The sequence below is a fragment of the Tetragenococcus solitarius NBRC 100494 genome (assembly GCF_001544195.1).
In the GTDB taxonomy this organism is placed as follows: Bacteria; Bacillota; Bacilli; order Lactobacillales; family Enterococcaceae; genus Tetragenococcus; species Tetragenococcus solitarius.
Genome location: NZ_BCPY01000003.1, coordinates 86,954 through 111,539 on the forward strand (window position 1 = coordinate 86,954; position 24,586 = coordinate 111,539).

Here is a 24,586-nt window from a genome sequence, read left to right on the forward strand (position 1 = left end):
CAAAGAAGAAAAGGAGCGAAATTTATGAGCCAACAGACAGAAATTGAATTCAAAACTTTATTATCAAAAGATGATTATCATCGTATTATTCAGTACTACCAATTACAAAATAAAGACTTTCATATCCAAAAAAATTGTTATTTTGATACGCTAAACCAGAAACTTGCAAAAAACAACTGTGGTCTTCGCATTCGTCAGCTTGCTAGTTCTGGTGAACTTACTTTAAAAACTCCCGAAAAAGTAGGGCTGCTCGAAACAACTGACCTATTAAGTACTGAACAGGCGGAAAAGCTCATCAGTCAACAAAAAATCTTATCTACTGGTAATGTGGCAGATAAGCTAAAAGACTATGCCATTGCCGCTAGCGACCTCGTTTTACTTACTGAATTAACCACCAAGCGAGCTGAGTTTTCCATTAAGGAAGGCCTATTAGCACTTGATGAAAACTGGTATAGTGATCAACATGATTATGAATTGGAATTAGAAGTAGAGAATTCTAAAAAAGGAAAACAAGATTTTCAAAATCTTTTAGACAAATTCCAGCTTACCTACAAACCAGCGCAAAATAAAATTGTTCGCGCGATACAAGCAACAAAATAGCATTTTAACATAAAAAAATGAGCCAGCAACTTTTTTGTTGCTGACTCGTTTTTAATTTATCACTTTTCTAATTCATCAACTAATAACTCTAGTTCATTTAAACGTTCTTCAAAAACATGCATCGCTTCTTCTAGATAATCTGATTTTGTCATATCCACGCCAGCTTTTTTCATGACTTCAATTGGATAATCGCTATCACCCGACTTAAGATAAGTCAAGTACCGATCTAAAGCCGAAGGTCCTCCAGTTAATATTTTTTGCGACAAAGCAGAAGCTGCAGAAAAACCAGTCGCATATTGGAATACGTAATAATTATAATAAAAATGCGGTATCCGCGACCACTCGAGATGAATCTCTGGATCATCTTCCATTTCGCTGCCATAATAACGTTTGTTCAATTTTCCATAATGTTCATTTAAAAAGTCTTTTGTCAATGGAATCCCTTTAGCATCTTCTGTATGCATAAAATGTTCAAATTCTGCAAACTGTGTTTGACGGAAAATCGTCCCTTTAAACCCATCTAGGTAATGATTTAATACATAAGCACGCACACGAGGATCTTCTTCTGTTTTCAAAAGATGCTCTGTTAAAATATTCTCGTTCGTCGTAGAAGCAATTTCTGCCAAGAAAATTGAATAGTCGCCATAAACATAAGGCTGATTATTTTGCGTAAAGTAGCTATGCACACTGTGTCCCATTTCATGTACCAAGGTAAATAAATGATCCAAAGTATCGTGCCAATTCAATAAAATGTAAGGATTCGTATCATAGGTACCCGAAGAATAGGCCCCACTGCGTTTCCCTTGGTTTTCTACAACATCAATCCAGCGTTCATCAAAAGCTTTTTTTACCACTGCTAAATATTCTTCGCCCATAGGTGCCAATGCCTCAAAGGCCTTGTCAACTGCTTGCTCGTAGGTAAAACTAATTGGTGCTTCTCCTAAAAGCGGCGTATAAACATCATACATATGCAGTTGGTCGACTTTTAGCAGTCTTTTTCTAAGTCCAATATAACGATGAAGTAAATTCAGATTCTTATTGACTACATCTACTAAAGTATCGTAAACACTCTCCGGTATATGATTAGCTGACAAGGCAGCCTCTCTAGCCGAATGGTAGTTTCGTACTTTCGCCTGATAATTATGAGTTTTAATATGAGCACTTAGTGTAGAAGCAAGCGTATTGCCAAATTGTTTATATACACTGTATAATCCCTTAAAAGCATCCTCGCGTACTTTACGATCGGTACTTTCCATTAATTGCCCGTAAACCCCATGAGAAAGCTGTACATTTTCCCCATCTTCATCTTCAATGACTGGAAAAACAAAATCAGCATTATTTAATATAGAAAATGTATTACTAGAAGCCCCAAAAATTTCTCCTGCTCCTGCTAGCAAGGCTTCTTGCTCTTTAGGCAGGACATGTTTTCGATTGGCAACAATTTGTTCAACAAAGTGACGATAAATTTCAAGTTTGGGTTCCTCTTGAAAGTATTGCCAAATTGTCTCATCACTTAAAGACAATAATTCAGGTTCAAAAAACGATAATTTTTCATCCGCTTTTGTAACTAGTGCTTCGGCTCTAGAATTAAGAGCTTGGTAGGTTGTATTAGAAGTATCTTGATCATTTTTTAAATGGCTATAAACATACACTGTCTCTAATTCTCGAAAAACATCTAGTAAATACTCAATTGCCGCTAAAAAGGCTTGAGCTCCATTTTTCAAAGTACCTTTGTAGTCGTCGGCTTGCTTTAATTTCTCCTGTAATGCATTAAACGCACCTTCGAATGCTTGATCATCTGCGAAAATCTTGGTTAAATCCCAAGTCAACGCTTCAGGCACTTCATCGCGCTTAGGTAATTTTTTAGGCTCTGACATTCGATCTTCTCCTTTACTATATAGACAAGGCTTTTTTTGCCCCATGTAAGATTAGTTTATCATAACTTTTTTTACCTGCAAAAATCTTCTGTTACTTTTTTAATAACTGTTGGCATTCTGCGTAAATCGCTTGTAATATCTCTTTTTGCGAAACCAAGGGGTACAGCCAAGGGTGACCCAAAATTTTAATTTGTTCTAACCATTGAAAAAATGAAGCCGTCTTCAAATAGCAATATCGTAGCAGTAGTAACTTATCTTCAAAATAAAATTGATACAAACTCGGTTGATAGCACCAATCAGGCAATTCTTGAAAAGTTGTTCCCAATAAGTATAATTTTTCCTGCAAGCGAATCGTTTTCGGCTGTTTCTGATACAATTTTTTATAAATCAAAAAACGATATTGACGTGTATCCCATGCTAAATTAGAAGGCTTAGACGGCAACTTAGTAAAAAGCTCGGTCAGCGACAATTCATTGATTCTCCATTTTTTTATCTTGTAAAAAAAGCCCCTACGATAATGCCAACGTATATGATACAACAACCAAATTTCTTTTATATCGGCTTTACTTAACCAAAAATAAAAACCACTACCACGATGATAATAGGTTCCTGCTTTTTGCAAAGGAGTAAATTTATTTTTAGGACTAAGTTTTTTACCAAATAACCACCAAGGTAAGTATCCATTATCGAGATAATTTTGCGTCCGCTCTACATAACGTTCCACTGGCAACGAGGAACATTGTACTTCGATTGCGATATTTTTATAAAGAATATCGGGACGTTGTTGTAATTTAGGTAAATAAGCTTCTAATTGACCTTCTTGCGACCAGCTTACTAGAAAATCTTTACAAGCTAAATGCTCACAGGTTTCTCCTTCACTAAAGCTCATACATTGAGTGTGTGAAAAATGGGCAAAGTGAGACAGCTTGACCTTACCTTGTTTGAAAAAAACAGCTTCATGACAGCTAGGACAAAATAGCGAAGTTTTTTTATGCTCCTCTGGTTTAAATGTACGAGCATCTAGCCGGCTCTTTGAACTAGAATTTGCAATTAACACGTTAAATTCCTCCTTTAAAAGAAGATACGCAATTTATTGCAAAATCTTTTTTTACATACAAAAAAAGACGAAAAACGACTTTATTTTTCGCCTAAATTTCATTTTGTTTTATAAAAAATATTTTCGCGTCTTTGCTAAAGCATCATGATCCATGATTAATTTGCCATGCTCGACCAGATAATCTGAGGTCATCGTAACTTTTTTGGCAAACTCAGATAAATAAGCTAACTGATTTTCGGTTTGAAGAGTTCCCACTGCCTCTTCTTCAAAGTCTACTTTCAGATAGTAAACCTGATTCAACAAATAAAGATAGCTTTGAACTTGATCTAAATAAACCTCTGAAGCCAATTGAATCATATCTTCGAATGAACCAATCTCAAAGACAAAAGATTGTTTAGAAGTTTCTGGTTCGATTACTTCTTGCTGACTTTTTTCAGGGAATTGATTTTTAAACCAATCCATAATTTCATCTTGTGAATAACCTTCATAAGCATCGGGGTCTTCTTGTTTCAACCATTCTGTTATTTCCTCAGGGGAATAATAATCGCCGTATGCTTCATAAGGATCGACATTGTCAAAGGGAACATTCTTACTGATAAACAGTTCCAGTCCATCGCCTTTTGGCAGTACTTGAAAAGTTACAGCATCGCTTCCTTTGAATTCTTCTTCAACATCAACCTCTTCTAAAATACTATAAAAGAATTTTTCGATTTCTTTACGGTTTCCAAGCAGGTCTAAAAAAGTGATTCCTCTGGCAGCTAAATCTTCATTTTTGATCAATACGCGAATCGTATTTTCATTGATGTGTTCCATTTCCATATTAGCTACACCTCACTTACTTTCATACTCTAAGTTCATTGTAACGGAAGTGTTTAAAATGTAAAGGAAAAAAACTTCAAAGCTAACCTTTCTTAGTCTTTTTCCTCTATTCGCTTAAAAAACGCTGAGGGAAATATTTCCCTCAACGTTTTTTACAAACCTGCCATCATTTGCGCGTTACGCAATTCCATTTGACGAACATCACGCGGCAAGAAGCGGCGGATTTCGTCTTCATTAAAACCAACTTGTAATCTCTTATCATCGATCATAATGGGACGACGTAATAAACCTGGGTTTTCTTGAACTAAACTTAACAGTTCATTGAGCGGAAGATCATCCAGATCTATATTCAATTTTTGAAATACCTTCGAACGCGTCGAGATAATTTCTTCTGTGCCATCTTCTGTCATTTGTAGAATGTTTGTCAATTCATCGCTTGTTAGCGGCTCAGAAAAAATGTTGCGTTCTACAAAGGGAATTTCGTGCTCTTGTAGCCAAGCACGAGCTTTTCTACAAGATGTACAACTTGGGGAAGTATATAGTGTTAACAATGTGCATCACTCCTTTGTGATAATAAAGCCAAAACTATTTTGTTATACTACTGGAAATATTATCTCATATTTTTTTTATAATTACTAGTAAAATTAGCCATTTCCTGAAAATTTTATTGTTATTGAAACAAAAAAGTTTTTCCCTTTCTTTCCTTTCAATTCCAAAAAAAGGACTAAAAAAACAGACAAAGAACGCATTTTTTTATAATATGTCAGTCATGAAATTGAGCTTCGTATAATCTTTTATAATGACCATTTTTTGCCATTAACTCTCCATGGGTTCCTTCTTCCAAAATACCAGCTTCGCTCATAACAATAATGCGTGTAGCGTGTTTAATCGTAGCCAAGCGGTGCGCAATAATTAATGTCGTCCGGCCTTCAGCTAAAGAATTCAATGATTCTTGGATAATCTCTTCTGTTTCAGTATCTAGTGCCGAAGTTGCTTCATCTAAAATAAGAATCGGCGGATTTTTTAAAAACATACGAGCAATAGCCACACGTTGTTTTTGTCCACCTGATAATTTAACCCCACGTTCGCCAATTACCGTATCTAAGCCATTACTCATATGTGTGATAACATCTTTTAAATGAGCAAGCGCAACAGCATGTTCAATTTCTTCTTCTGTAGCATCTAATTTCCCATAAGCAATATTTTCTCGTATGGTTCCCGGAAACAAAAAAACATCTTGCTGAACGGTTCCAATTTGCTCGCGCAATGAAGCAAGGCTCATTTTCTGAATATCCATTCCGTCGATAGTGATTACACCTTTCGTTGGTTCATAAAATCGGGGTAATAGATTACACAAAGTCGTTTTACCTGAACCGCTTTCTCCTACAAAAGCGACTGTCTCACCGGCTGCAATATCAAGATTTAGGTGGTCTAATACCTTCGTATGATCTGCATAGGAAAAAGAAATATCCTGATAAGAAATATTTCCTTGTAAATGACTGACCTCTACAGCATCTGGTTGATCCACAATCGCAACTCCTCTATCTAACTCTTCTGTTAATCGCTTAAAGCCCGCAATTCCCTTAGGATAGTCCTCAATCATATTATTTACTTTTTCAATCGGACGTATAAATACATTTGAAAGCAAGATGAACCCAACAAATTCCCCGTTAGTCAATTCTCCTTGAATCGTATAATAAGCTCCGAAAACTAACGCAAATAAGTTAATTAACCGAATCATTAAATAGTTATACGCTGAACTTATCGCCATTACCTTATAAAACATTAACTTGGCCTGTTTATATAAAGCACTCAATCCATTAAACTTGGTATTTTCGTAAGCTTCATTAGCAAATGATTGAGTGACACGAATCCCGGTAACTGCCGCTTCGACTCCGGCATTAAATTCAGCAATACTTTCATAAATTTCAGTATTGACATTCGTCATTTTTTTATTAAAAAAAAGCAAAGCAACCGTAATAAAAGGTACCAAGATAAAAGTAGCCACCGCAAGTTTCACATGCATGTTCAACATTAAAATAAAGGAACCCAACAAAGTCATCACGGTAATAAAAACATCCTCAGGTCCATGGTGTGCTACTTCGGAAATGTCAAATAAATCAGTAGTCAAACGACTCAGTAATTTCCCGGTCTTTTGTTCGTCATAGTATTCAAATGACTGCCTTTGTAATTTTTCGAATAACTCGATACGCATATCCGTTTCGATTAATACACCGAGTTTATGTCCGAAAAATACAACAACATATTGTAACGCAGTATTAATAATATAAAACAACAATAAACCGACACAAGCCAGCAAGATAATACGAAAATTATTTTGCGGCATAATTTTATCAATTACTTGGTTTACAGCGATTGGAAAAGCTAATTCTAAAATTCCAGCGATAATAGCACAACTAAAGTCCAGTAAAAATAACGGTTTATAAGGTCGATAATAACTAAAAAAACGCCTCAACAAAACAACCCCTCCTTCTTTCGAAAATGTCAATAAGCTTTATTATAAGCAAAGCATTTTGTAAAAGCAAAAGACTTTTTAGAAATTAGATAAAAACGATAGAGTATCCAAAAAAGTTGGAAATTAAAATAAAGAGTTAATATTACTGTTTAGCAGAAGTTATTTTCCTTCTACAGATCATTTGTCTGCGAAACTTCTGTCTTACCTTACAAAGATAACTTAGATCAAGATTTATATCCCTAATAACTAAAAGATAACTTTGGTTTCTTCCTTTTTATAAATAAACTAGCTCCCAGAAAGCTCTTGTTGGCTTTCTGGGAGCTAGTTTTAATTTTATTCGCCTATGCTCAAAATAGACCGAATGTCATCTTCAGTCATTTGTTGTAGTTGAGCTTCGTTGCCTTGAATGACATTTTTAAAGAGTTCTTTTTTCTCTTGTTGGAGATAATTCATGCGCTCTTCAATTGTTCCTTCAGCAATCATCCGCCAAACTTCCACGTTTTTCTCTTGTCCAATGCGATGAGCACGCCCGGCTGCTTGTTCTTCAACAGCTGGGTTCCACCATAAATCGTACAAAATAACGGTGTCTGCACCGGTTAAATTTAAACCTGTTCCACCTGCTTTTAAGGAAATTAAAAATACGTCTTTCTCACCAGAATTAAAGGCATCTACCATTTCAATTCGATCCTTAGGCGGCGTGCTTCCTCTTAGATAAAATGTTTCTATCCCCAAAGTGTCTAATTCTTCTTCAATAATAGACAACATGCTGGTAAATTGAGAAAACAGTAAAATTCGACGATGATTTTCTTTGGCTGCTTGAATCAAATCTTTCACTTGTTCTAATTTACCAGAACCGCCTTGATAATCTTCAATAAATAATCTAGGATCACAACAAATTTGGCGTAAACGAGTCAAACCGGCGAGGATACTCATACGATTTTTCTTAAATTCTGCTGCATCCATCGAAGAAACCTCTTCACGCATCTGTTCAAGATAAGCGAGGTACACTTTCTTTTGCTCATCAGTTAATGCACTATAATAGTTTGTTTCTAATTTATCTGGCAAGTCTTGTAGAACCGTTTTTTTATCTCTTCTTAAGATAAAGGGACGAACCATTGAAGCAATCTTTTCTTGTGACATATTACGATACTGTTGTCTGCTTGGGAAAAAACCTGGCATAATCATTTGGAACAAGGACCATAATTCATCTAAATTATTTTCAATTGGTGTCCCGCTTAAAGCAAAACGATGTGGAATCGTTAAAGAACGTAAAGCTTGCGCCGTTTTAGTTGCGCTGTTTTTAACCATTTGTGCTTCATCTAAAATTAAATAATTTAACGCTAATTGTCGATAACTTTCAATATCTTGCCGCAAGCTTGCGTAGGAAGTAATCCAGATATCTACTTCTTGTTCTAATAAATCTTGTCGCTCACTTTTATTTCCAGAAACAACTAATGAGGTTAAAGACGGGGCAAAACGTCGAATTTCTTGCTGCCAGTTAAACGTAAGACTTGCCGGCGCCACAATCACTGTTTTAATTTGTTGCTTTTCTTGTTTTTCTGAAAGTAAAAAGCTAATGGCTTGTAAGGTCTTTCCTAGTCCCATTTCATCCGCTAAAATACCGCCAAATTGATAGTAGCTTAACATTTTCAGCCAACGAAAACCTACCATCTGGTAATCTCGTAATTGCGCATGGATACCTTCTGGTAAAGTGGCAGAAAAATCTTCTGGGTGTGTAAGATCATAGGTCATTTGCTTAAATCCTTCACTAAAATTAGCTTGACCGGCTAACTGATCTTGCACCTGCAACCCTTGATTTAGCGGAACTTTCATTACTCCTTGATCAGCAGATTGAATCGAGCCGCGTAATTTTGCTAATACCTGGCTTGTTTCTTGAAATTCTTCAGAATCAAGAGATAATACCTGTCCATTTTCCAATGTATGGTAATCAGCATTTTTCATTAAACTTCGCAAAATCGAATCCACTTCATTTTGCTTAATCCCTGTAATATCAAATGACACGTCTAACCATGAACCTGACTCACTGACATTGATGCGCGGTTTGTACTTTTGTCCATCCAAGTATAGTTCCCGTAATTTTTTACCCATATATATTTCGCCTAATTGACGCATATAATGAAGCTCTTGATTAAAGAAACGATATAATTCTTCACCTTTAGGAATTGGTTTGTGCCAGCCTGTCTTGGTTTGTTTGAAACCAAGCTGTTCAACGACTGCTTTGGCTTGACGTTCTTTTTCATAATCACGCAATACTTCTGGATGGTTTTGCGGAATATGTTCATGTGCCGGATCGCTTGAAAAAACAATTTCTCCATATACATGATCGACTCTTAATTCAATCATGCCTTTACGTTTTTTTAAATAAAAACGTAGCAATAAATTTTCATCACTAATATATTGATACACTTCATCAGCGACCTGTACTTCCCCGATTTCTCTTAAAAGCGGCAAAACTTGCTTAAATAATTCTGAAAGTTCTTCTTGCGGGTAAGGAATAACAGCCTCATTTAAACGTTTGAGGAGTTGTTCCATTGTCAGATAAATATCCATTTGCGCAGTTGTTAATTCAATAATTTCTCCTTTGAGCAATGCCCAGCTATAATATTGGTAAACTTTATCAAAATCACGAGAAACGTTTAATTCAAAGGCGTTTTCTCCTTTAGTTACCTTAAATAATAGGGGCCTTGTTTGATTAGAAAATTGAAGTTCACGCAACTTATGCTCATTAAATTGAAAGATAAAAGGAAAATTAGCCATTGTTTGAATAAATGCTTTCGCGTATTCCACAGGTAGTAATAAGTACTTCTTATCTAACTTTCCTTCCACTAAGACTCCTGTGCGTCCTAGAAGCTCTTGTGTCTGCGCAAGAGAAGCTAAGTGTTGTAGTAACTCATTTTCTTCTTGGGTAAAAGCACTGTGATTAAGATAAAAGCTGTTTCGCTTGTTGGCAGCATACACTTTTTCTGTTTGGTAAACTTGCAAAAATTTATAAATATTTTTCACCATATAACTACGACCGTGCTGTTGGCCAACTTTCAAAGAAATTCCTAACACATCTAATTCATTACGATAAGAATTCGTTGCAATACTGTCAATCTGACACTCAATTTGTAATGGTACTTGAGAACGGTCTTTTTTAGGCGTTAAGTGATTTAATCCTTTTGAAAACATCTTAGAAGCTGAAAAATTATCGCTTTTCGGGACTGACGAAGCCGTAATTTTCCGAGTTTTTCCTTCTTTTCTCAAATATAGTTCAACCGCTACGGTATGTTTACAAAAGCCATGCTCTTCCCAGTATGAACATTGACAGTAATCTTCTTCTTTAGCAGTAGCATCTAAGTCGACACGGTATAATTCACCGCCTAAGACTTCTGCATGCCAAACTTGATTTTCTGGATCAGGTGTAACAGAAAGCACACGTCCGTCATTTAAATATTCTCTTCCTCTTTCAATAATTCGTTCAGGAATGCTCCACTTCACAGATTTTCCTCCTTTCTTTAATCAGCTAAACAGCTTGTAATATAACTTTGTCCAGCACCATTTGTTTTTACAATCATTTGTTGTGTAATACGACTTTTAAGTTCACGTACATGGCTGATGATACCAATCATCCTTCCTTCATCTTCTACCATTTCCAAAGCTTCGATTGCCATTTCTAAAGCCTCTTCATCTAAAGATCCGAAACCCTCATCAATAAATAAGGTTTCAATCACAACACCGCCAGCATGGCTTTGTACCACATCACCTAAAGATAAAGCCAATGCTAAAGCTGCGATAAAACTTTCTCCTCCAGATAAAGTATGAGCTCTCCGGCTAGTTCCAGCATGGTCATCATAGATGCTAATTTCTAGACCTGTTGATTTTTTATAGCTGCCTTTTTCGTCAGAAAGTAAAAATTGATACCGCCCCTGGGTTAATTTATTTAAACGTTCATTGGCAGCTTCTAGAATTTCAGCAAAAAAAGATTGCAATACATAACGTTCAATCCCCAGTCTTTCTAGGTTATCACCATTCATCGTTTCTGCCAACTGTTTAATCTGAGACATCTCTTCCATCTTTGTTTGATTTGCTTTATAAAGCTGAGTAAAGTCAGTCGTTATTTTTTTATTTGCGCGTAGAGTTTCTTCTTTTTGAATCAAAGAAGTTTGCGTTTCATCTACTTTTTCTTCTACTTCTTGTAATTTCTTCTCTAAAAATTCCAAATCAGGACGTTCTCTTTGTTTATAATCTGCCAATTCACCTAAACGTTTTTTTGTATATTCATGTTCATTTTGGTCTTGGTTAATCTGTTGCTCTAATGTTTCTAACTGACTTAATTCAGCTAACATTTTGCGCATATCATTTTCTGTCAAAGCAAATGGGCTATTATCAACTGCTTGGCTAAGTTTATGATTTAAAGTTCTTATCTTTTCTTGTAAGTGTTGCGCTTGTTGTTGTTGCTGTAAATTTCGTTCTTTTAAAGTGGTTATTTCAGTCTGCAAATTTTCTTTTTGTTTTTTATAGTCGTCTATTTTTCCTTGAATATTTGCTATTTTTTCTTCTAAATATTTTTTCTGTTCTTCAAGGTTTTGGCTGCTTTGGGCGCCTAATTGTTCTTTTAGAGTAGACGCTTCTGTTGTTATCTTAGTTTTTTCAGATTTATTTGTTAAGTACTGTTCTTGTAATTGCGCTAAAGTGGTTGCTATTTTTTCATTTTCTTTTTGTAATTTATCTTGTTTTAATTCAGCTTTTGAAATTGCTGTTTTTCGTTTGTTGAGATTATCTTGCCACTGCTGTAAATGATCCTGCGGACGAATATCTAACACAGAAATAGACAAAGTATCCTCACATTCTTTAGTGAGTTCTTGCAATGTCACTTGCGCCTGGTCGACAGAGTTTTTGCATTTTTCTTGTTCTTTTTTACTGTTTTCAAGCATTGTTGAAAACTTTTGTTTCTGCTCTAAAACTTGCGTATACTCTTCTTCACTTTGAGCTAGTGCCTCTTCGCTTTGCGTAATCTCTTCTAATGTATAGGTATGTGTGTTGCTAGCAACTTTATTATGATGAACTGAACCACATACTGGACAAGGCTCTCCTTCTTTTAAAAGTAATTGTAGACGAGCAATCTGCATTTTAGCATTATCACTACGTGCAGTATCAAGCGTCTCTTTACTTGTTTCTACCGCTTGCAGACAAGTCTCTAATTGCTGGTTTAACTTATCCGTCTCTTTTTGCGCTTTTTGATAAGCTTTGATTTGATCATTTTGCTCTGCTTGGGCTTTTTCAAAACGTTTTGCAAGCTCATTAGCGCGATACAGCTGAATTTCTTCTTGCTGTATATCAGATTTTTGCTGTATCTGTTGATTTAACGATTGTTCACTAATTTTGTTTTTTTCTAGTTGATGATTCATTTCGTCGATTTTATCTTCTTGCTGTGTTAGTTTCAAACCAAGCTGTTCTTTTTGCTCAGTCAATTGGTTTATCTTTTGCGCAAGCGGTAATTGTTCATTGATACGCTGCAGAGTGTACTGATCGTCTTTTTGTTGCCTTTGCCATTGTTCGTATTCTGCTTGCTGGTTTGCTAATTGCTCTTGCTGAGTTTGTTTCTTTTTTAAAAAGGAATCGATTTCTTCTAAAGAATGTTTTAATTGCTTGGCTTCTTCATTGTATTCATCTTGTTGTGCTAATAATCCTTTTTGCTCATTTACCCAAGAAAGTTGGGCAAAATATTGTTTTTTACGTTTTATTTCCGGTTCCTTGGCTTTTAATCTTTCTTGCGTTTGAAGTAATTTCTCATACTCATTAAGTATCTTGTCCGTTTCTTTTCCGTTATAAAAAGCTTTTTCTGCTTTCTTCTTGTCTTCTTTTTGACTTGTAAGATTCTTTTGTTCTGTAACAATTTCAGTTTTTAATCGTTCTAATTCATCTTGCCATTGTGTCAATGTTTCTTGATAAGAGTTGGGAATTTTTTCCTGAGTTTGAAATTGCTGCTGTAAATTTTCCAACTGATCTGTTTGCTTAGCTAACTCTTTATCTATCCTCTTTTGCTGGCTACGCAGCCAGTCACTCAACCGTTGGTAAAGCTGAGTCCCAAATAAATTACGTAAGAGCTTTTCTTTGTCATTACTAGAAGCAACCAAAAAATTACGAAACTCTCCTTGGGGCAGCAAAACAATCTGGAAAAACTGCTTGGCATTAACGTTTAATAACTCCGTAATAAAATGATCCACTTCGCTTTTTTTCCCATACTGAGTCAGTACTGTTCCAGAAACAGAATAAACAGTTAAACGAACTTTCGTCGCTTGATTGGTAAACCCCTGATCTCTTTTTTTTGCGACCCTCTGTTCAGGAGAACGACTAATTTCGTAAAATGTTCCTTGATGTTCAAAACTAAAAGTCACTTCAGTTAATTCTTTGGCAGGCGCGAAGGTGGAACGCATCTCTTTTCCAGTACGTAGATGACCCGAAGTTTCACCAAATAAAGCAAAAGTCATACCATCAAAAATGGTCGTTTTGCCCGCTCCTGTCTTACCAGAAATCAAAAATAATCCACCCGTTTGAAAATCGGTGAAATCCACCGTTTCATTAAGAAATGGCCCAAAATTTTTCAAGGTTAATTTTCTAGGTTGCATCATTGTTCCTCTCTTTCTGTATCGATTGCTTGTTGAAGACCCTGTTCTAACCAAGAGCGTTGCTTTTCAGTTAATTCATCTCCAGTAATCTCCTCAAAAAAAGAAGTTAACATTTGGTAGGGGGACTTTTTACGCTGTTTTACTTTGTTTAAAAGATTTGACTGATCACGCCCGTTCACCCGCTCTACACCTAAGATATTCGGATAAATAGCGCGAAGCTGGTTCATCATATTTGTAATAACACTACGGTTGGTTAATTGAAAGTACCAAAAAGAAGTACGTTCTTGCTGTTGATAAAAGTCCGGGTCAGTCAGTGTTTCAAACGAGGCTTGCAGCACACGTATATCCCGTTTAGGTTCAAGTTGATGAAATTCTGGCACCATGTTTTTGCTATCGAGAATCCACACGCCTTTAGAATCATCTTTTTCAGATAAGGAAAATTTTAAGGGCGACCCGCTATAGCGAGCATTTTCGGCGTTTAAAGCGTTTTTTGAATGTAAATGCCCTAAAGCTACGTAATCAAAATCCTGGATCAATTCATAAGGAATCCCATTTAAGCCACCAACTTCAATAGGAGTTTCAGAATCACAGCGCGTACTTCCGGCAACAAAAAAATGGGTCACCAGTACTTGTTTTTTGTTAGGATTAAAGGCTTGTTTCATTTTTTCAACGATTTTTTTAATAGCTTCCTGTAAGCTTAATTTTTCTTCTTCAAAATACACACGTGCTGTGATCGGTTCAAAATACGGCAGCAGAAAGAATTGGACATCATCCATTTCAATCGGTGTAAAAGATTGCTTTAAATCCGTATATAAATGAAAATTTGTTTGTTCGTACCAAGGCATGCCCGTACGAAGACGAACCGCTGAATCATGATTGCCCGAAATAGCTAAAATTGGCAAGTTATTTTGTAAATTTATTTTTATAAAAGCTTGATTGAGTAACTCACAGGCCTCCACACTAGGTACACTACGATCGTATAGGTCTCCTGCGATAACCAGAGCATCTACCTTCTGAGTAATCGCAATGTCTAAAATTTGATCAAGAATTTGTTTTTGATCGGATAGCAAGTCATAACCATGAAGTTTTTTTCCTATATGCCAATCGCCAGTATGTAAAAAACGCACAGTCTTCACCTCTAAAAATGTCTTTCCCATTATTATACCACTTTTTCCCTTGAGCTAAAGCCAAAAAAGTACAGCAACTGATTTATCAGCGCTGTACTTCTCTTTATTTTGGTTCATAATGAAAATTCGGGTCAATCTCTTCGTCAATTTTGTCAAAAGATGCTTGCAAACGTTGTTCAACAATTTGCATTCCCTTATCATCTGTCTTTTTAATATCACTTAAATCAATTGGTTCTCCAAATCTTACAGTCACGCGTTTTCTTTTAAATAAATCTTTTAATGACAAGGGGCCTTGATATACACAAGGAACAATTCGTACTTTAGCCATTCTGCTTATAACGACGGTGCCTCCCTTAAGCTCAGAAGAATGACGCGTACCGCTTGGAAACATCAATAAGCTTAAATCCGTATTGCGCAATAGTTTTACTGGCGTTTTTATCGTACTAGGTCCCGGGTTATCTCTTTTAACTGCAAACGCATTGGCATGCACTAGGATAAATCGTAATATTGGATTTTTAAATAACTCTTCTTTAGCCATAAAAGCAAATTTTTTAGGACTTGCGGCTACGGCTAAGTAAAGTGGTTCCCACCACGTTCTATGCGGAGCAACTAAAATATAATTTTCATCTTGCGGTAACATTTCTTTATTTTCATAATGAGCATTCCCATTTACTAAAAATAAAAGGGCTCTTACAATAACACGCATAAATAAATAAAACATAGTCTCTTTCCTTTGATATGAACTTTTATTTCTAGAAATAGTATGCAAGAAAAAAGAGGGTTTGACAAGTTTTTTATTTTAACTTCATTTTAATTTTAAATAAAAAAAGGTATAATGCATAAGAATAAATAAAAGGAGGCAGCTATTTTATGTGTTTAAAAGATGACGAGCGTATCGATCAACTTTACGCTGACGATATTAAAATCATCCAAAGCCCAAGTGTCTTCTCCTTTTCATTAGATGCCGTCTTGCTAGCCAACTTCCCTAAGATTCCCAAAAAAGGAACCATTGTCGATTTATGTGCGGGAAATGGCGCAGTTGGTTTATTTGTCGCGAAAAAAACGCAAGGGAAAATTTATCAAATTGAACTTCAGGAAAAATTAGCCGATATGGCACAACGGAGCGTCCGTTTGAATCATTTAGAGAACCAAAATGAAGTCTTAGCAATGGATGTAAAAGATAGTCTTGCTAAAATTCCTAGTGATTCATGTGATTTGGTCCTTTGCAATCCGCCTTATTTTAAAAATCTACCTAACAATCGTAAAAATCCTAACCCTTATTATGCTATCGCACGTCATGAGGTACATACCAATTTAAACGAAATATTATTCGTCTCATCTAAGTTATTAAAAATGAATGGGCATTTCGCTATGGTGCACCGCCCCGACCGTTTTTTAGAAATTATTGATTTAATGAAAAAAAACCGGCTTGCACCTAAACGAGTCCAATTTGTATACCCTAAGGCTGGTAGAGAAGCGAATATCTTATTAATCGAAGGAATTAAAGATGGAAAGACCGATGGTTTCAAAGTACTTCCGCCTATGTTTACTTATGACGCTACGGGCAATTATTCTTTAGAAACGAGTAGATTACTTTATGGCAAATAAAAACCAATATTTTTATGTTCTACGTTGTAAAGATCATAGTTTTTATGGCGGATATACAACAGATCTTAATCGGCGCTTAAAGGAACATAACCAAGGAAATGGCGCTAAATATACACACCCCAAAAGTCGAAGACCCCTTGACATTGTACATGCGGAAGCCTTTGCAACAAGAAGCCAAGCCACTAAAGCTGAAGCCTTCTTTAAAAAGCTTTCCCGTAAAGAAAAAGAAAATTACCTACGCCTACATCAGGATAAAAACGTCTGGCACAAAATGGACTGAGCCGCATACATGCCTGACATTTTTTATCTTAATGTGACAATTTTTTACTAGTGTTTTAATAAATTTCCCAAAACAATCCCCAAAAAAGCAGCTAAAATGCCCAAAATATAAGAAACTCCTACATAACTAAAAAAATATTTATATCTTTTTTCGCGAAGTAATTCTACGTTTTCTACGTTAAAAGTTGAAAATGTAGTAAAAGAGCCCATAAATCCGGTACCCGCTAAAAGGGAAAATACAGGTCCAACGCTTAAACCAGTCAGTAGTCCCAGTAATAAAGAACCTAAAATATTGATAGCAAAAGTAGCAAATGGAAAAGTATAAGTCCATTGGCTCTTAATCCAATTTGTTGAAAGAACACGAGCCAGCACGCCAAAGGCTGCCCCTGCAGAAACTGTAAGACAGTTAACGAACAATTTTACCTCTTCCTTTCCTCCGAATAATCAGCCAGTTACTCACTTGATATCCAATGATACAAGCAAGTAAACCGCCAAACAAACTGGCTAGTATATACCCACTGGCATAGACATATTCACCATTTTGAAGCAACTCTGCAGATTCCAAAGAAAATGTCGAAAAAGTGGTAAAAGAACCAACAAAGCCAGTCCCAATCGCTGATACCAACCTAGCCGATAAATATGGAAGCTGACTTAAAAAACGGGTCACAAAAGCAAGTAAAAAACACCCCAATAAATTAATCATTAATGTGGCGCCAGGAAACTGTCCTGCGTCAATAATTAAACTTAGAATATATCTAGAAGTTGCACCAAGTGCTCCAAAAATAACAAGTAAAACATAGTACATGCCGAAATCTCCTCAAAAATTATTTATTTGCGATTAAATGTATAGGTGTAGTAAATATGGCTCCTTCTTCTACAACACTATCTAGACCTTGTAATAGCTCATCTAGATTTTCAGAAGAAATAACACATTCAATAACAATTGGTGTCTGCTCACTGCGAGCAAATAATTTTTGTTTGTGAATAACATGGTCCTTCCCATAGCCAACAATCCCTCTAGTCATAGAAGTCCAAATAGCATTTTTTTCTTGAAAAAAATCAATCACCTTTTCGTATTCTTCTTTTCTAAACCATGAATTCTCTTCTTTTGTATATACTTTTACGGCAAAATGATCGTGGGTACTCATGTCTTTTTCCTCCATTCCTTTTACTATACTTATCTGACCATGTTTCAAGTTATCTTTTATTTCTTGCAAAACGCTCATAATCCGCTGTCCACTATCTATTGTTTCAACAATAAGCGATAAGTCGTTAAATTGCTGGTCTTCAAGTATACTAATACGACGCTTATTTTGATAGTTTAGATTCATTTCACTACGCCGGACTGTCAATCCAGAAAAACCATTCTTCCATAAAAATTGTTCAAGCCATTTGTAATCTGCTAATTGGTACGTCCCCGCTTTTTCACTAATGATAATGCGTAGTAGATATTTCATCTGCTTACTCCCCTCTTAAGTGCAAAAATAATATTATTTATAGCAATTTTCGATAAATAAGCTCTTTGTAATGTTACTTTACCCTAACTTCCTATAATATTTGCATGTCAACTGGAAAACTATCAAGAAAGATATTTATTTAAATTCTTTTATAGTTGCGAGTATGTTCTTTCTTTAAAAACAAAAAAACTGCTATATATTAGCGTTTATTTAACTACAATCCAAATAAACACTAATATATAACAGGCACCATCAACCATTACGGTAATTATAGGGAGTACCATCCCTGCGTTTAAATACTAGCATGTTTGTTATTTATCTGCAATATTCATTCTATAAAACTTATAAGGTAAAAATGGTTCTCATATATTTTCCATAAAGTAAAAAGTAAGAGCATCTTCTTTTTCTGTCGAAGTAATAGGACAAATAATAATCAAGATTACAGCTAAATCTTTTTGATTTATATAAAAGTTTCCATTACTCTCAATCCAATCAATGGATATTCTTCTTTTTCTAATCTTAGAACCGATAAACTAATATCCGGTTGGTCTAGAAATTTAGGATTCTTAACATAGGGTAAAAGAACTTTATGCTTCTTCTTATTAAATTTTATTGATTGCACAATAGAAACCAAAAATTCCAAAAAAAGGACTGGCGATTGAGTAATTACTGATTTTCCATAAGGAGATCGATTTATGAGATGCACCATTTCTTTAAAACATTCGTTAGGGTAATATCTATAATCGTTTTTAGGAACAATAATTGTCTTGGCGACTGTGTTAATATCCATTACTTCCACCATTATCGCGTAAAAAGAAGTCAATGGTAGTAAACTTCCTACTACTAAATGATCAACTTTTTGAAAAACAAGTTCGTATTGCACTCCTTCTCCTTCTTGTTCAACAAAATAATTATAATTTTCTAGCAAATAATATAATGCTTGTAATTGATAGACTTTCATTTAATTCGCCTCGTCACCAAAGATTTTTTGATAGATATCTAATCCATAACCGGTAGGTTTCGGCTCTGTAAGAACCATCTTATATAAACGTTCTCCTTCCTGAGAACGAGACGGTCGAATGAATGTGCCAATATTTTTTTCATACATTTTTTCTGCAAATTCATACTGATGCGTAACAAAAACCACAGTCTCTTCAGCTTGTAATAAGCCTTGAACAACTTCTTCGCTGATTAAGGAGCCTTCTGTCTCATTGGTGGAAGCAAAAGATTCATTAAATAAAAACAAAGCATTAGGTTGTCCGAAATTTAAAAGTTCACTAAAACGGCTCATTTCTTCAGCTAGCTTCCCTTTGTCTAACTCTTCGTCTTCTTCTTGTTTAAAATGAGTGAAAATTTTTTGTCGAATAGGGATTTTTAATTGTTCTCCTACAACAAATATGCCACTTTGCGCTAATAATTGGTTCTGTCCCAACATTTTTAAAAATGTGGTCTTTCCTCCTTGGTTTGCCCCCGTAATAACTAGTAACTTCCCAATTCCTTCTAAAGTATTGCCAACAGAAGACTGCCTGTCTAAAACAAGCGGCATATAATGATTCTCTTTAAGGCTTAAACGATTCGAAATTTCTGGAAAACAAGTAGGATAGTGATTTATTTTTTCAAACAAACGTATAACTCCAAGTAAAAAGCCTGATTCTACACGAATGGATTTGAATAGTTCTAAAAAAGAGTCGTTTACTCTTGATAATTCTTGAGCAATCCTATATTCTGCCCGCTCTTTAAAATTAGATAAGTTTCTAAAGGTACTTTCATCTCTTTCTGCAATAGTGAACGAATAACCCTTGAGATTAGAAGAACGGTTAAACATTCTAGCAATTTTGCCTCTTATAGGTGGTTGATAGGGAAATATTTGTAAAGGCTTCGTGCTTGAGTCCAACATGAGATGGCTATAAATGTTTTCCCCTTTTTTAAACTTTAATTCTTTAGCTAATTGTAACATTTGATCTTTTTTTTCTTCCGTTAAATTAGCATCCAATTGATCATAAAAGGAACGAAAGGCTTTAGAATGAAGTTGTTTTGGACGTTGCTCCTTTATTTCAGAAAGTCCTTCAATAAATATGGGAATATTCTTTAGTGCATGGGAAACAGCAAAGGTAGGGTGATTCTCAAGCCTTCCCCAAAAGCCCTTTTTTTCTTCTTCAATTACTGATGTTGATCTTTCGTAAAGTTGTTGAATCGTTGTCTTATTTTGTAAAGCATCTTGAACAGATTCCTGCCTACTTGTAATCTCTTCTTTATTTGTAGAAGGCTGAAACAATAGCGACGAAATAGTATCAGATAAAAATTCGTCCTCTTCCGCCATAATATCTACAAGATAATGCAGCTCTAAATCCTCAAACGCCGTTTGTTCAAAAGGAAGCAGCTTTTTTTGATAATCAAGCGTTGTAGTACCAAGCAAATTAGATTTCACTGAGTAAGCCTCCTTACAATATCCTGCTGATTAATTTGGTATTTTTTAACCAAAGATGCGGTATAAGCGCGATTATCCGCCTCTTGCCGCACAATTTTAAATAACCGACGGTCTGGGTCCTCTTTATCGACAAGACTGACATAAGTATCCGCTTCTTCTAAATGAGTAATCTCTTCCAAAAAGGTAATGAACATCATTCGTGCCCCTTTTGCCTTTATTTTTTCAATAATTTTATGGCTAAGTTGTACCGCATCTTTCTTTGTTGTCGAAGAAAAAAGTTCATTGGCAACGACTAAACTGTTTTTGTCAATGCGATTCATAATATCATGAATCCGACGTATGTCATCCTCTAATTTCCCCACAGTTAGAGACTCACTTTCGGTTCTTTCAAAATGTGTATATATTGAAGATACTAAAGTTAATGTCGCTCTTTTAGCTGGTACCATTGTCCCAAGACGTACTAAATAATAAATTTGACCCACCATCCGAGCAAATGTAGTTTTTCCCCCTTGATTTGGACCAGTAACTACGTTTAAAAATCCATTTTTTTCAAAATAGAAATCATTGGGCACTACTTCTTCTTCGTTCTTAGCTAAACGTAAAGCAAGTACTAAATCTTTGCCTGCAATAATTTCATTGGCCGCTGAATTTTCTTGCGTTAATTCAGGAAAGGTAAAATCAATTTCCTTGAATGAGTCCATCATTTGTATATAGGAAAGATAAAAACCTAATTCTTGATAAACGATCACAAAAAAGTCAGCCATATATTCTTGGTTCTTTTGTACAAATTGTTTTAATCGTTCAAAAAAATTTCTATATAGTTTAACAACCTGGTCAAGCACCATCTCCTGAAAACTATCAAACATAGAATAGCTATTAGGCAGTTTGAATGGAAAATCCTCTTTTGGTTCCAAAAAATCAGCAAAGATGTCTTGAATTATATAGCTATAATCATTCTTTTTATTTGAATCTAATTCTTGAATTGTGATGACATTGTCTTCAACTAATACGCCATAAGTAATGTCATCCATTTCGGCGGCTAAAGTCTCAAATTGTTCTTTTAAATTTACAAAGCGTTCTTCTTTAGCATAATGAATCACTTTTTCCTGAAAAAATTTCAACCTTGAACTATTGAATGTAAGTACTTCTAACTTTTTCTCAAAAAATCCTATCAAATCTATATAATGATAAATATTATTGAACGAACTAATAAAATTTTGATTAACATTTCGCATTTTTTCTACTTCTTCTTGTTCTTGATACAAAGAAGCCATCCCTTTATAAAAGCGATAAAAAAGCTCAAAATTTTCCTTCTTTTTTAAATCTTTAAAAACGTTTTGACGTTTCTTTACTTCGTCTATCTCTTTTGCCGGAGAATAAAAATAGTCAGAAATATTTGTCTGAGCGTAGTTTGTTAGTTGTTTTTCAATCATGTCTAGATGTAAATCATGAACATCATCGGCTTTTTTATCTACCTTATCTTCTTCTTCAAATAAAATACCGGTTCTCATATACATGCATCTCCTAAAAACAAAAGGCTGGCTAAAGAGCGCCAGCCTTCACGTTTGTTCAATTATTTGGGAAATTGTGCCATCGGGATTTTCCCCTCTAATTCTTCTTCAATTCGTAAGAACTGGTTGTATTTTTCTACTCTTTCACTTCTTGCCATTGAGCCAGTTTTAATTTGTCCAGCGTTCATTGCTACAGCAAAATCGGCAATAAAAGTATCTCCTGTTTCACCTGAACGATGTGAAATCATAGTAGTATAACCATTTTCTCGTGCTAGTTTAATCGTATCAATCGTTTCAGAAACCGTTCCAATTTGGTTCAATTTAATTAAGATTGAATTGGCTACACCTTTTTCAATTCCTTCTTTAAAAATCGTTGGATTTGTAACAAAGATGTCGTCACCAACGAGTTGAATTTCTTTTCCCATAGTCTCTGTTTGTTTATGAAATCCATCCCAATCATTTTCAGAAAAACCATCCTCAATGGAAATAACTGCTGGGTATTCTTTTATTAAATCTTGATAGTAACTTAACAGTTCCTCAGAAGAAAGTTCTTTTCCTTCAAAACTATATTTCTTAGATTCATCCGAATAAAACTCACTAGAGGCTGGGTCTAATGCAATCGCAATTTCTGACCCTGGCTTGTAACCCGATTCCTTAATAGCACGATAAAGCATCTCAATCGCTGCCTCGGTGCTAGCTAACTTAGGAGCAAATCCACCCTCATCACCAACAGCTGTCTCATAGCCTTCTTTGCCTAATACCGTTTTTAAGGTATGGTAAATATTAGCTACTTTTTCTACTCCGTCGCGAAAACTGTCACGTTTTACTGGAGTGAGCAAAAATTCTTGTACATCTATTCCTGAATCTGCGTGTGCGCCTCCGTTAATAACATTAAAGAAAGGTTGTGGTAGTTCTAAATCGACGCCCCCTAAATAACGATATAGTGGAACTTTTTGACTTGCAGCGGCAGCACGAGCTGTAGCCATTGAGACGCCTAATATGGCATTCGCTCCTAACTTTTCTTTATTAGAAGTTCCATCTAAATCAATCATGGTTTGGTCTACTTTATTTTGTTCAAATGGAGATTGTCCATGCAAAGCATCATTAATTTTAGTGTTAACATTATTGACAGCCTTACTTACCCCTTTTCCTTGTAAACGACTACCACCATCTCGTAATTCGACGGCTTCGCGTTCACCTGTGGAAGCGCCACTGGGAACTTCCGCTCTACCCAGACTACCATCTGAAAGGATTACATCCGCTTCTATTGTTGGATTTCCTCGTGAATCAAAAATCTCTCTTGCTCTTACTTTCTCAATTATAATACTCATTTTCTTCTCCTCCTTTTAAAATACAAAAAAGCCTGTTATCTACTAAAATCTGTTTATAAGAAACAGATTTTAGTAGATAACAGGCGCCATCAGCCAGTCCTGGCAGTTATAGAGAGCACCATCTCTATAAATAAAATTATAACATCAACTTTAACTACTAACAAATTAAAGTCATTCTCGTTTATGATAAGTTCATTATACCTATTTGCGTTTTAATTGCAAAGTTTGCAATTAATAATTTTCTAAAAAGGACAGTATTTCCAGATAATTTATCAAAAGGTAGGATCATCAAACTATTGCTACTGTTATATTAGATTTATAAAAGACCTGTTAACGAAAATGAATTAAACAATATAAAAGCATACAAAGTTAAAGGATAGGTTATTAAAAAAAGTTGACCCAAAAAGAATCGTATCGTTTTTTAGCAATAACAAATTTATCCTAGATATTTATTTTAATCTATTTAGGAAGGTTCCATTATTCCACCTGAATAACTTTTACTGCATCTGTTGAGAACTGACTCATCCATATGTATATGTCTATTTATGAATGTAATGTTGGCACCTTTTTTACTATCATTGCTATAAATGTAATTTTCATGTTAATGATTTTTTCGAATATAGATAGCGAGATTTGATTGAAGGAGTTTAAAATAATTGCGCAGAATTAAAGCGAGGCATTATTAGACATCCTAATAAAAAAACTGCGTTACAAGACCTGCTCTTTTTATCGAGAAATCTTATACCACAGTTTTAATTTTTTAAACCTTAAAAGTATAGCTATGCAAAAACGTCACTACTTGCCAGCGCGTTTAACATAAGTTCCTTCTTGGGTGTTAATTTCCAATTTTTCGCCTTCTTCTATGAAGTCAGGTACATTCACAACCAAGCCTGTTTCTAGTGTGGCAGGTTTGCCTGAACCAGTAACAGTAGCACCTTTAATGGAAGGTTGAGTTTCTGTTACCTGTAATACAACTGTGGTTGGCAATTGTATTCCAATCACTTCATCTTCGTAAAATTGGATCTTTACTTCCATATTTTCTAACAAATATTTCATTTCATCCGCAATATTTTCGGTTGGAATTTCATATTGTTCATAAGACTCCATGTCCATAAAATAAGCAATTTGATCCATTGCATACAAAAATTGTACAGTTCTCGTTTCGATGATGGCTTGATCAAATTTATCTTCTGGACGGAAGGTTGTGTCATAAGTTGTTCCTGTACGTACGTCTCTTAATTTCATACGCATAACTGTATTGCCTTTACCTGGTTTATGATGACTCGCCTCTAATACTTTAATCAAAGAGCCATCTTTTTGAACAAAAGTCATCCCAGCTTTTAAATCACTTGCAGCAATCATTAATCATTCTCCTTTATTCGTA

At 35.1% G+C, this 24,586-nt stretch carries 20 protein-coding genes and 2 riboswitches; of the genes, 3 read left to right on the forward strand and 17 right to left on the reverse strand.

The genetic code is table 11. The features are described 5' to 3' along the window. Positions 1-24 precede the first annotated feature (24 nt). Positions 25-600 (forward strand): CYTH domain-containing protein, encoded by a 576-nt coding sequence (locus TS1_RS01850; protein ID WP_068707238.1) that lies wholly within the window; start codon positions 25-27, stop codon positions 598-600. Between the two features lie 59 nt (positions 601-659). Here TS1_RS01850 and pepF read toward each other — a convergent pair whose 3' ends face one another. From pepF to TS1_RS01895, 9 genes are all read right to left on the reverse strand, one after another. After that, positions 660-2,477 carry an oligoendopeptidase F gene (gene pepF / locus TS1_RS01855; RefSeq protein WP_068707240.1) on the reverse strand — a complete coding sequence of 606 codons (1,818 nt, stop codon included), beginning with the start codon at positions 2,475-2,477 and terminating at the stop codon, positions 660-662. Positions 2,478-2,568: 91 nt separating this feature from the next. Then, positions 2,569-3,534 carry a competence protein CoiA gene (locus TS1_RS01860; protein ID WP_068707242.1) on the reverse strand — a complete coding sequence of 322 codons (966 nt, stop codon included), beginning with the start codon at positions 3,532-3,534 and terminating at the stop codon, positions 2,569-2,571. 108 nt (positions 3,535-3,642) lie between these two features. Beyond that, positions 3,643-4,353, reverse strand: coding sequence for an adaptor protein MecA (locus TS1_RS01865; protein WP_068707244.1), 711 nt, complete (start codon positions 4,351-4,353; stop codon positions 3,643-3,645). A 152-nt stretch (positions 4,354-4,505) separates the two neighbouring features. Beyond that, positions 4,506-4,904 (reverse strand): transcriptional regulator SpxA, encoded by a 399-nt coding sequence (gene spxA, locus TS1_RS01870; protein WP_068707246.1) that lies wholly within the window; start codon positions 4,902-4,904, stop codon positions 4,506-4,508. A gap of 212 nt (positions 4,905-5,116) precedes the next feature. Next, complete coding sequence (locus TS1_RS01875) at positions 5,117-6,832, reverse strand: ABC transporter ATP-binding protein (RefSeq protein WP_068707248.1); 1,716 nt, start codon at positions 6,830-6,832, stop codon at positions 5,117-5,119. A gap of 330 nt (positions 6,833-7,162) precedes the next feature. Continuing rightward, the gene (locus TS1_RS01880) at positions 7,163-10,330 is read right to left on the reverse strand and encodes a DEAD/DEAH box helicase (RefSeq protein WP_068707250.1); all 3,168 of its coding nucleotides are present in this window, start codon (positions 10,328-10,330) and stop codon (positions 7,163-7,165) included. Between the two features lie 17 nt (positions 10,331-10,347). Beyond that, complete coding sequence (locus TS1_RS01885; RefSeq protein ID WP_456119709.1) at positions 10,348-13,461, reverse strand: AAA family ATPase; 3,114 nt, start codon at positions 13,459-13,461, stop codon at positions 10,348-10,350. After that, positions 13,461-14,588, reverse strand: coding sequence for an exonuclease SbcCD subunit D (locus TS1_RS01890; RefSeq protein ID WP_068707344.1), 1,128 nt, complete (start codon positions 14,586-14,588; stop codon positions 13,461-13,463). Before TS1_RS01890 ends, TS1_RS01885 begins: the two co-directional genes overlap by 1 nt. Positions 14,589-14,691: 103 nt before the next feature. After that, positions 14,692-15,309, reverse strand: coding sequence for a lysophospholipid acyltransferase family protein (locus TS1_RS01895; RefSeq protein ID WP_068707254.1), 618 nt, complete (start codon positions 15,307-15,309; stop codon positions 14,692-14,694). 149 nt (positions 15,310-15,458) lie between these two features. Between TS1_RS01895 and TS1_RS01900 the strand changes: the two genes are divergently transcribed. Continuing rightward, on the forward strand, positions 15,459-16,196 hold the full coding sequence (locus TS1_RS01900) for a tRNA1(Val) (adenine(37)-N6)-methyltransferase (RefSeq protein WP_068707256.1): 738 nt from the start codon (positions 15,459-15,461) through the stop codon (positions 16,194-16,196). After that, the gene (locus TS1_RS01905) at positions 16,186-16,476 is read left to right on the forward strand and encodes a GIY-YIG nuclease family protein (RefSeq protein WP_068707258.1); all 291 of its coding nucleotides are present in this window, start codon (positions 16,186-16,188) and stop codon (positions 16,474-16,476) included. The genes TS1_RS01900 and TS1_RS01905 overlap by 11 nt, the downstream gene beginning before the upstream one ends. 47 nt (positions 16,477-16,523) lie before the next feature. Here TS1_RS01905 and TS1_RS01910 read toward each other — a convergent pair whose 3' ends face one another. The 8 genes from TS1_RS01910 to efp all read right to left on the reverse strand — a co-directional run bounded on the left by TS1_RS01910 (position 16,524) and on the right by efp (position 24,564). Continuing rightward, a complete protein-coding gene (locus tag TS1_RS01910) occupies positions 16,524-16,892 on the reverse strand; it encodes a fluoride efflux transporter FluC (protein WP_068707260.1) in 369 nt (122 codons plus the stop codon). Beyond that, on the reverse strand, positions 16,882-17,280 hold the full coding sequence (locus TS1_RS01915) for a fluoride efflux transporter FluC (protein ID WP_068707262.1): 399 nt from the start codon (positions 17,278-17,280) through the stop codon (positions 16,882-16,884). Before TS1_RS01915 ends, TS1_RS01910 begins: the two co-directional genes overlap by 11 nt. A 19-nt stretch (positions 17,281-17,299) precedes the next feature. Next, on the reverse strand, positions 17,300-17,932 hold the full coding sequence (locus TS1_RS01920) for a DUF190 domain-containing protein (RefSeq protein ID WP_068707264.1): 633 nt from the start codon (positions 17,930-17,932) through the stop codon (positions 17,300-17,302). Between the two features lie 236 nt (positions 17,933-18,168). Next, positions 18,169-18,229, reverse strand: a riboswitch (Fluoride riboswitch). A 163-nt stretch (positions 18,230-18,392) separates the two neighbouring features. After that, complete coding sequence (locus tag TS1_RS01925) at positions 18,393-18,893, reverse strand: hypothetical protein (RefSeq protein ID WP_068707266.1); 501 nt, start codon at positions 18,891-18,893, stop codon at positions 18,393-18,395. Beyond that, positions 18,894-20,360, reverse strand: coding sequence for a MutS-related protein (locus TS1_RS01930; protein ID WP_068707268.1), 1,467 nt, complete (start codon positions 20,358-20,360; stop codon positions 18,894-18,896). Beyond that, on the reverse strand, positions 20,357-21,871 hold the full coding sequence (locus TS1_RS01935) for a MutS-related protein (protein WP_068707270.1): 1,515 nt from the start codon (positions 21,869-21,871) through the stop codon (positions 20,357-20,359). The genes TS1_RS01930 and TS1_RS01935 overlap by 4 nt, the downstream gene beginning before the upstream one ends. A 62-nt stretch (positions 21,872-21,933) precedes the next feature. Next, entirely contained in the window at positions 21,934-23,202 is a 1,269-nt protein-coding gene (gene eno, locus TS1_RS01940; protein WP_068707272.1) for a phosphopyruvate hydratase, read from the reverse strand. Between the two features lie 73 nt (positions 23,203-23,275). Then, a riboswitch (Fluoride riboswitch) is annotated at positions 23,276-23,337 on the reverse strand. A gap of 660 nt (positions 23,338-23,997) precedes the next feature. Continuing rightward, positions 23,998-24,564: an elongation factor P gene (gene efp, locus TS1_RS01945; RefSeq protein ID WP_068707274.1), complete on the reverse strand. Its 567-nt coding sequence runs from the start codon at positions 24,562-24,564 to the stop codon at positions 23,998-24,000. Between the last annotated feature and the right edge of the window lie 22 nt (positions 24,565-24,586).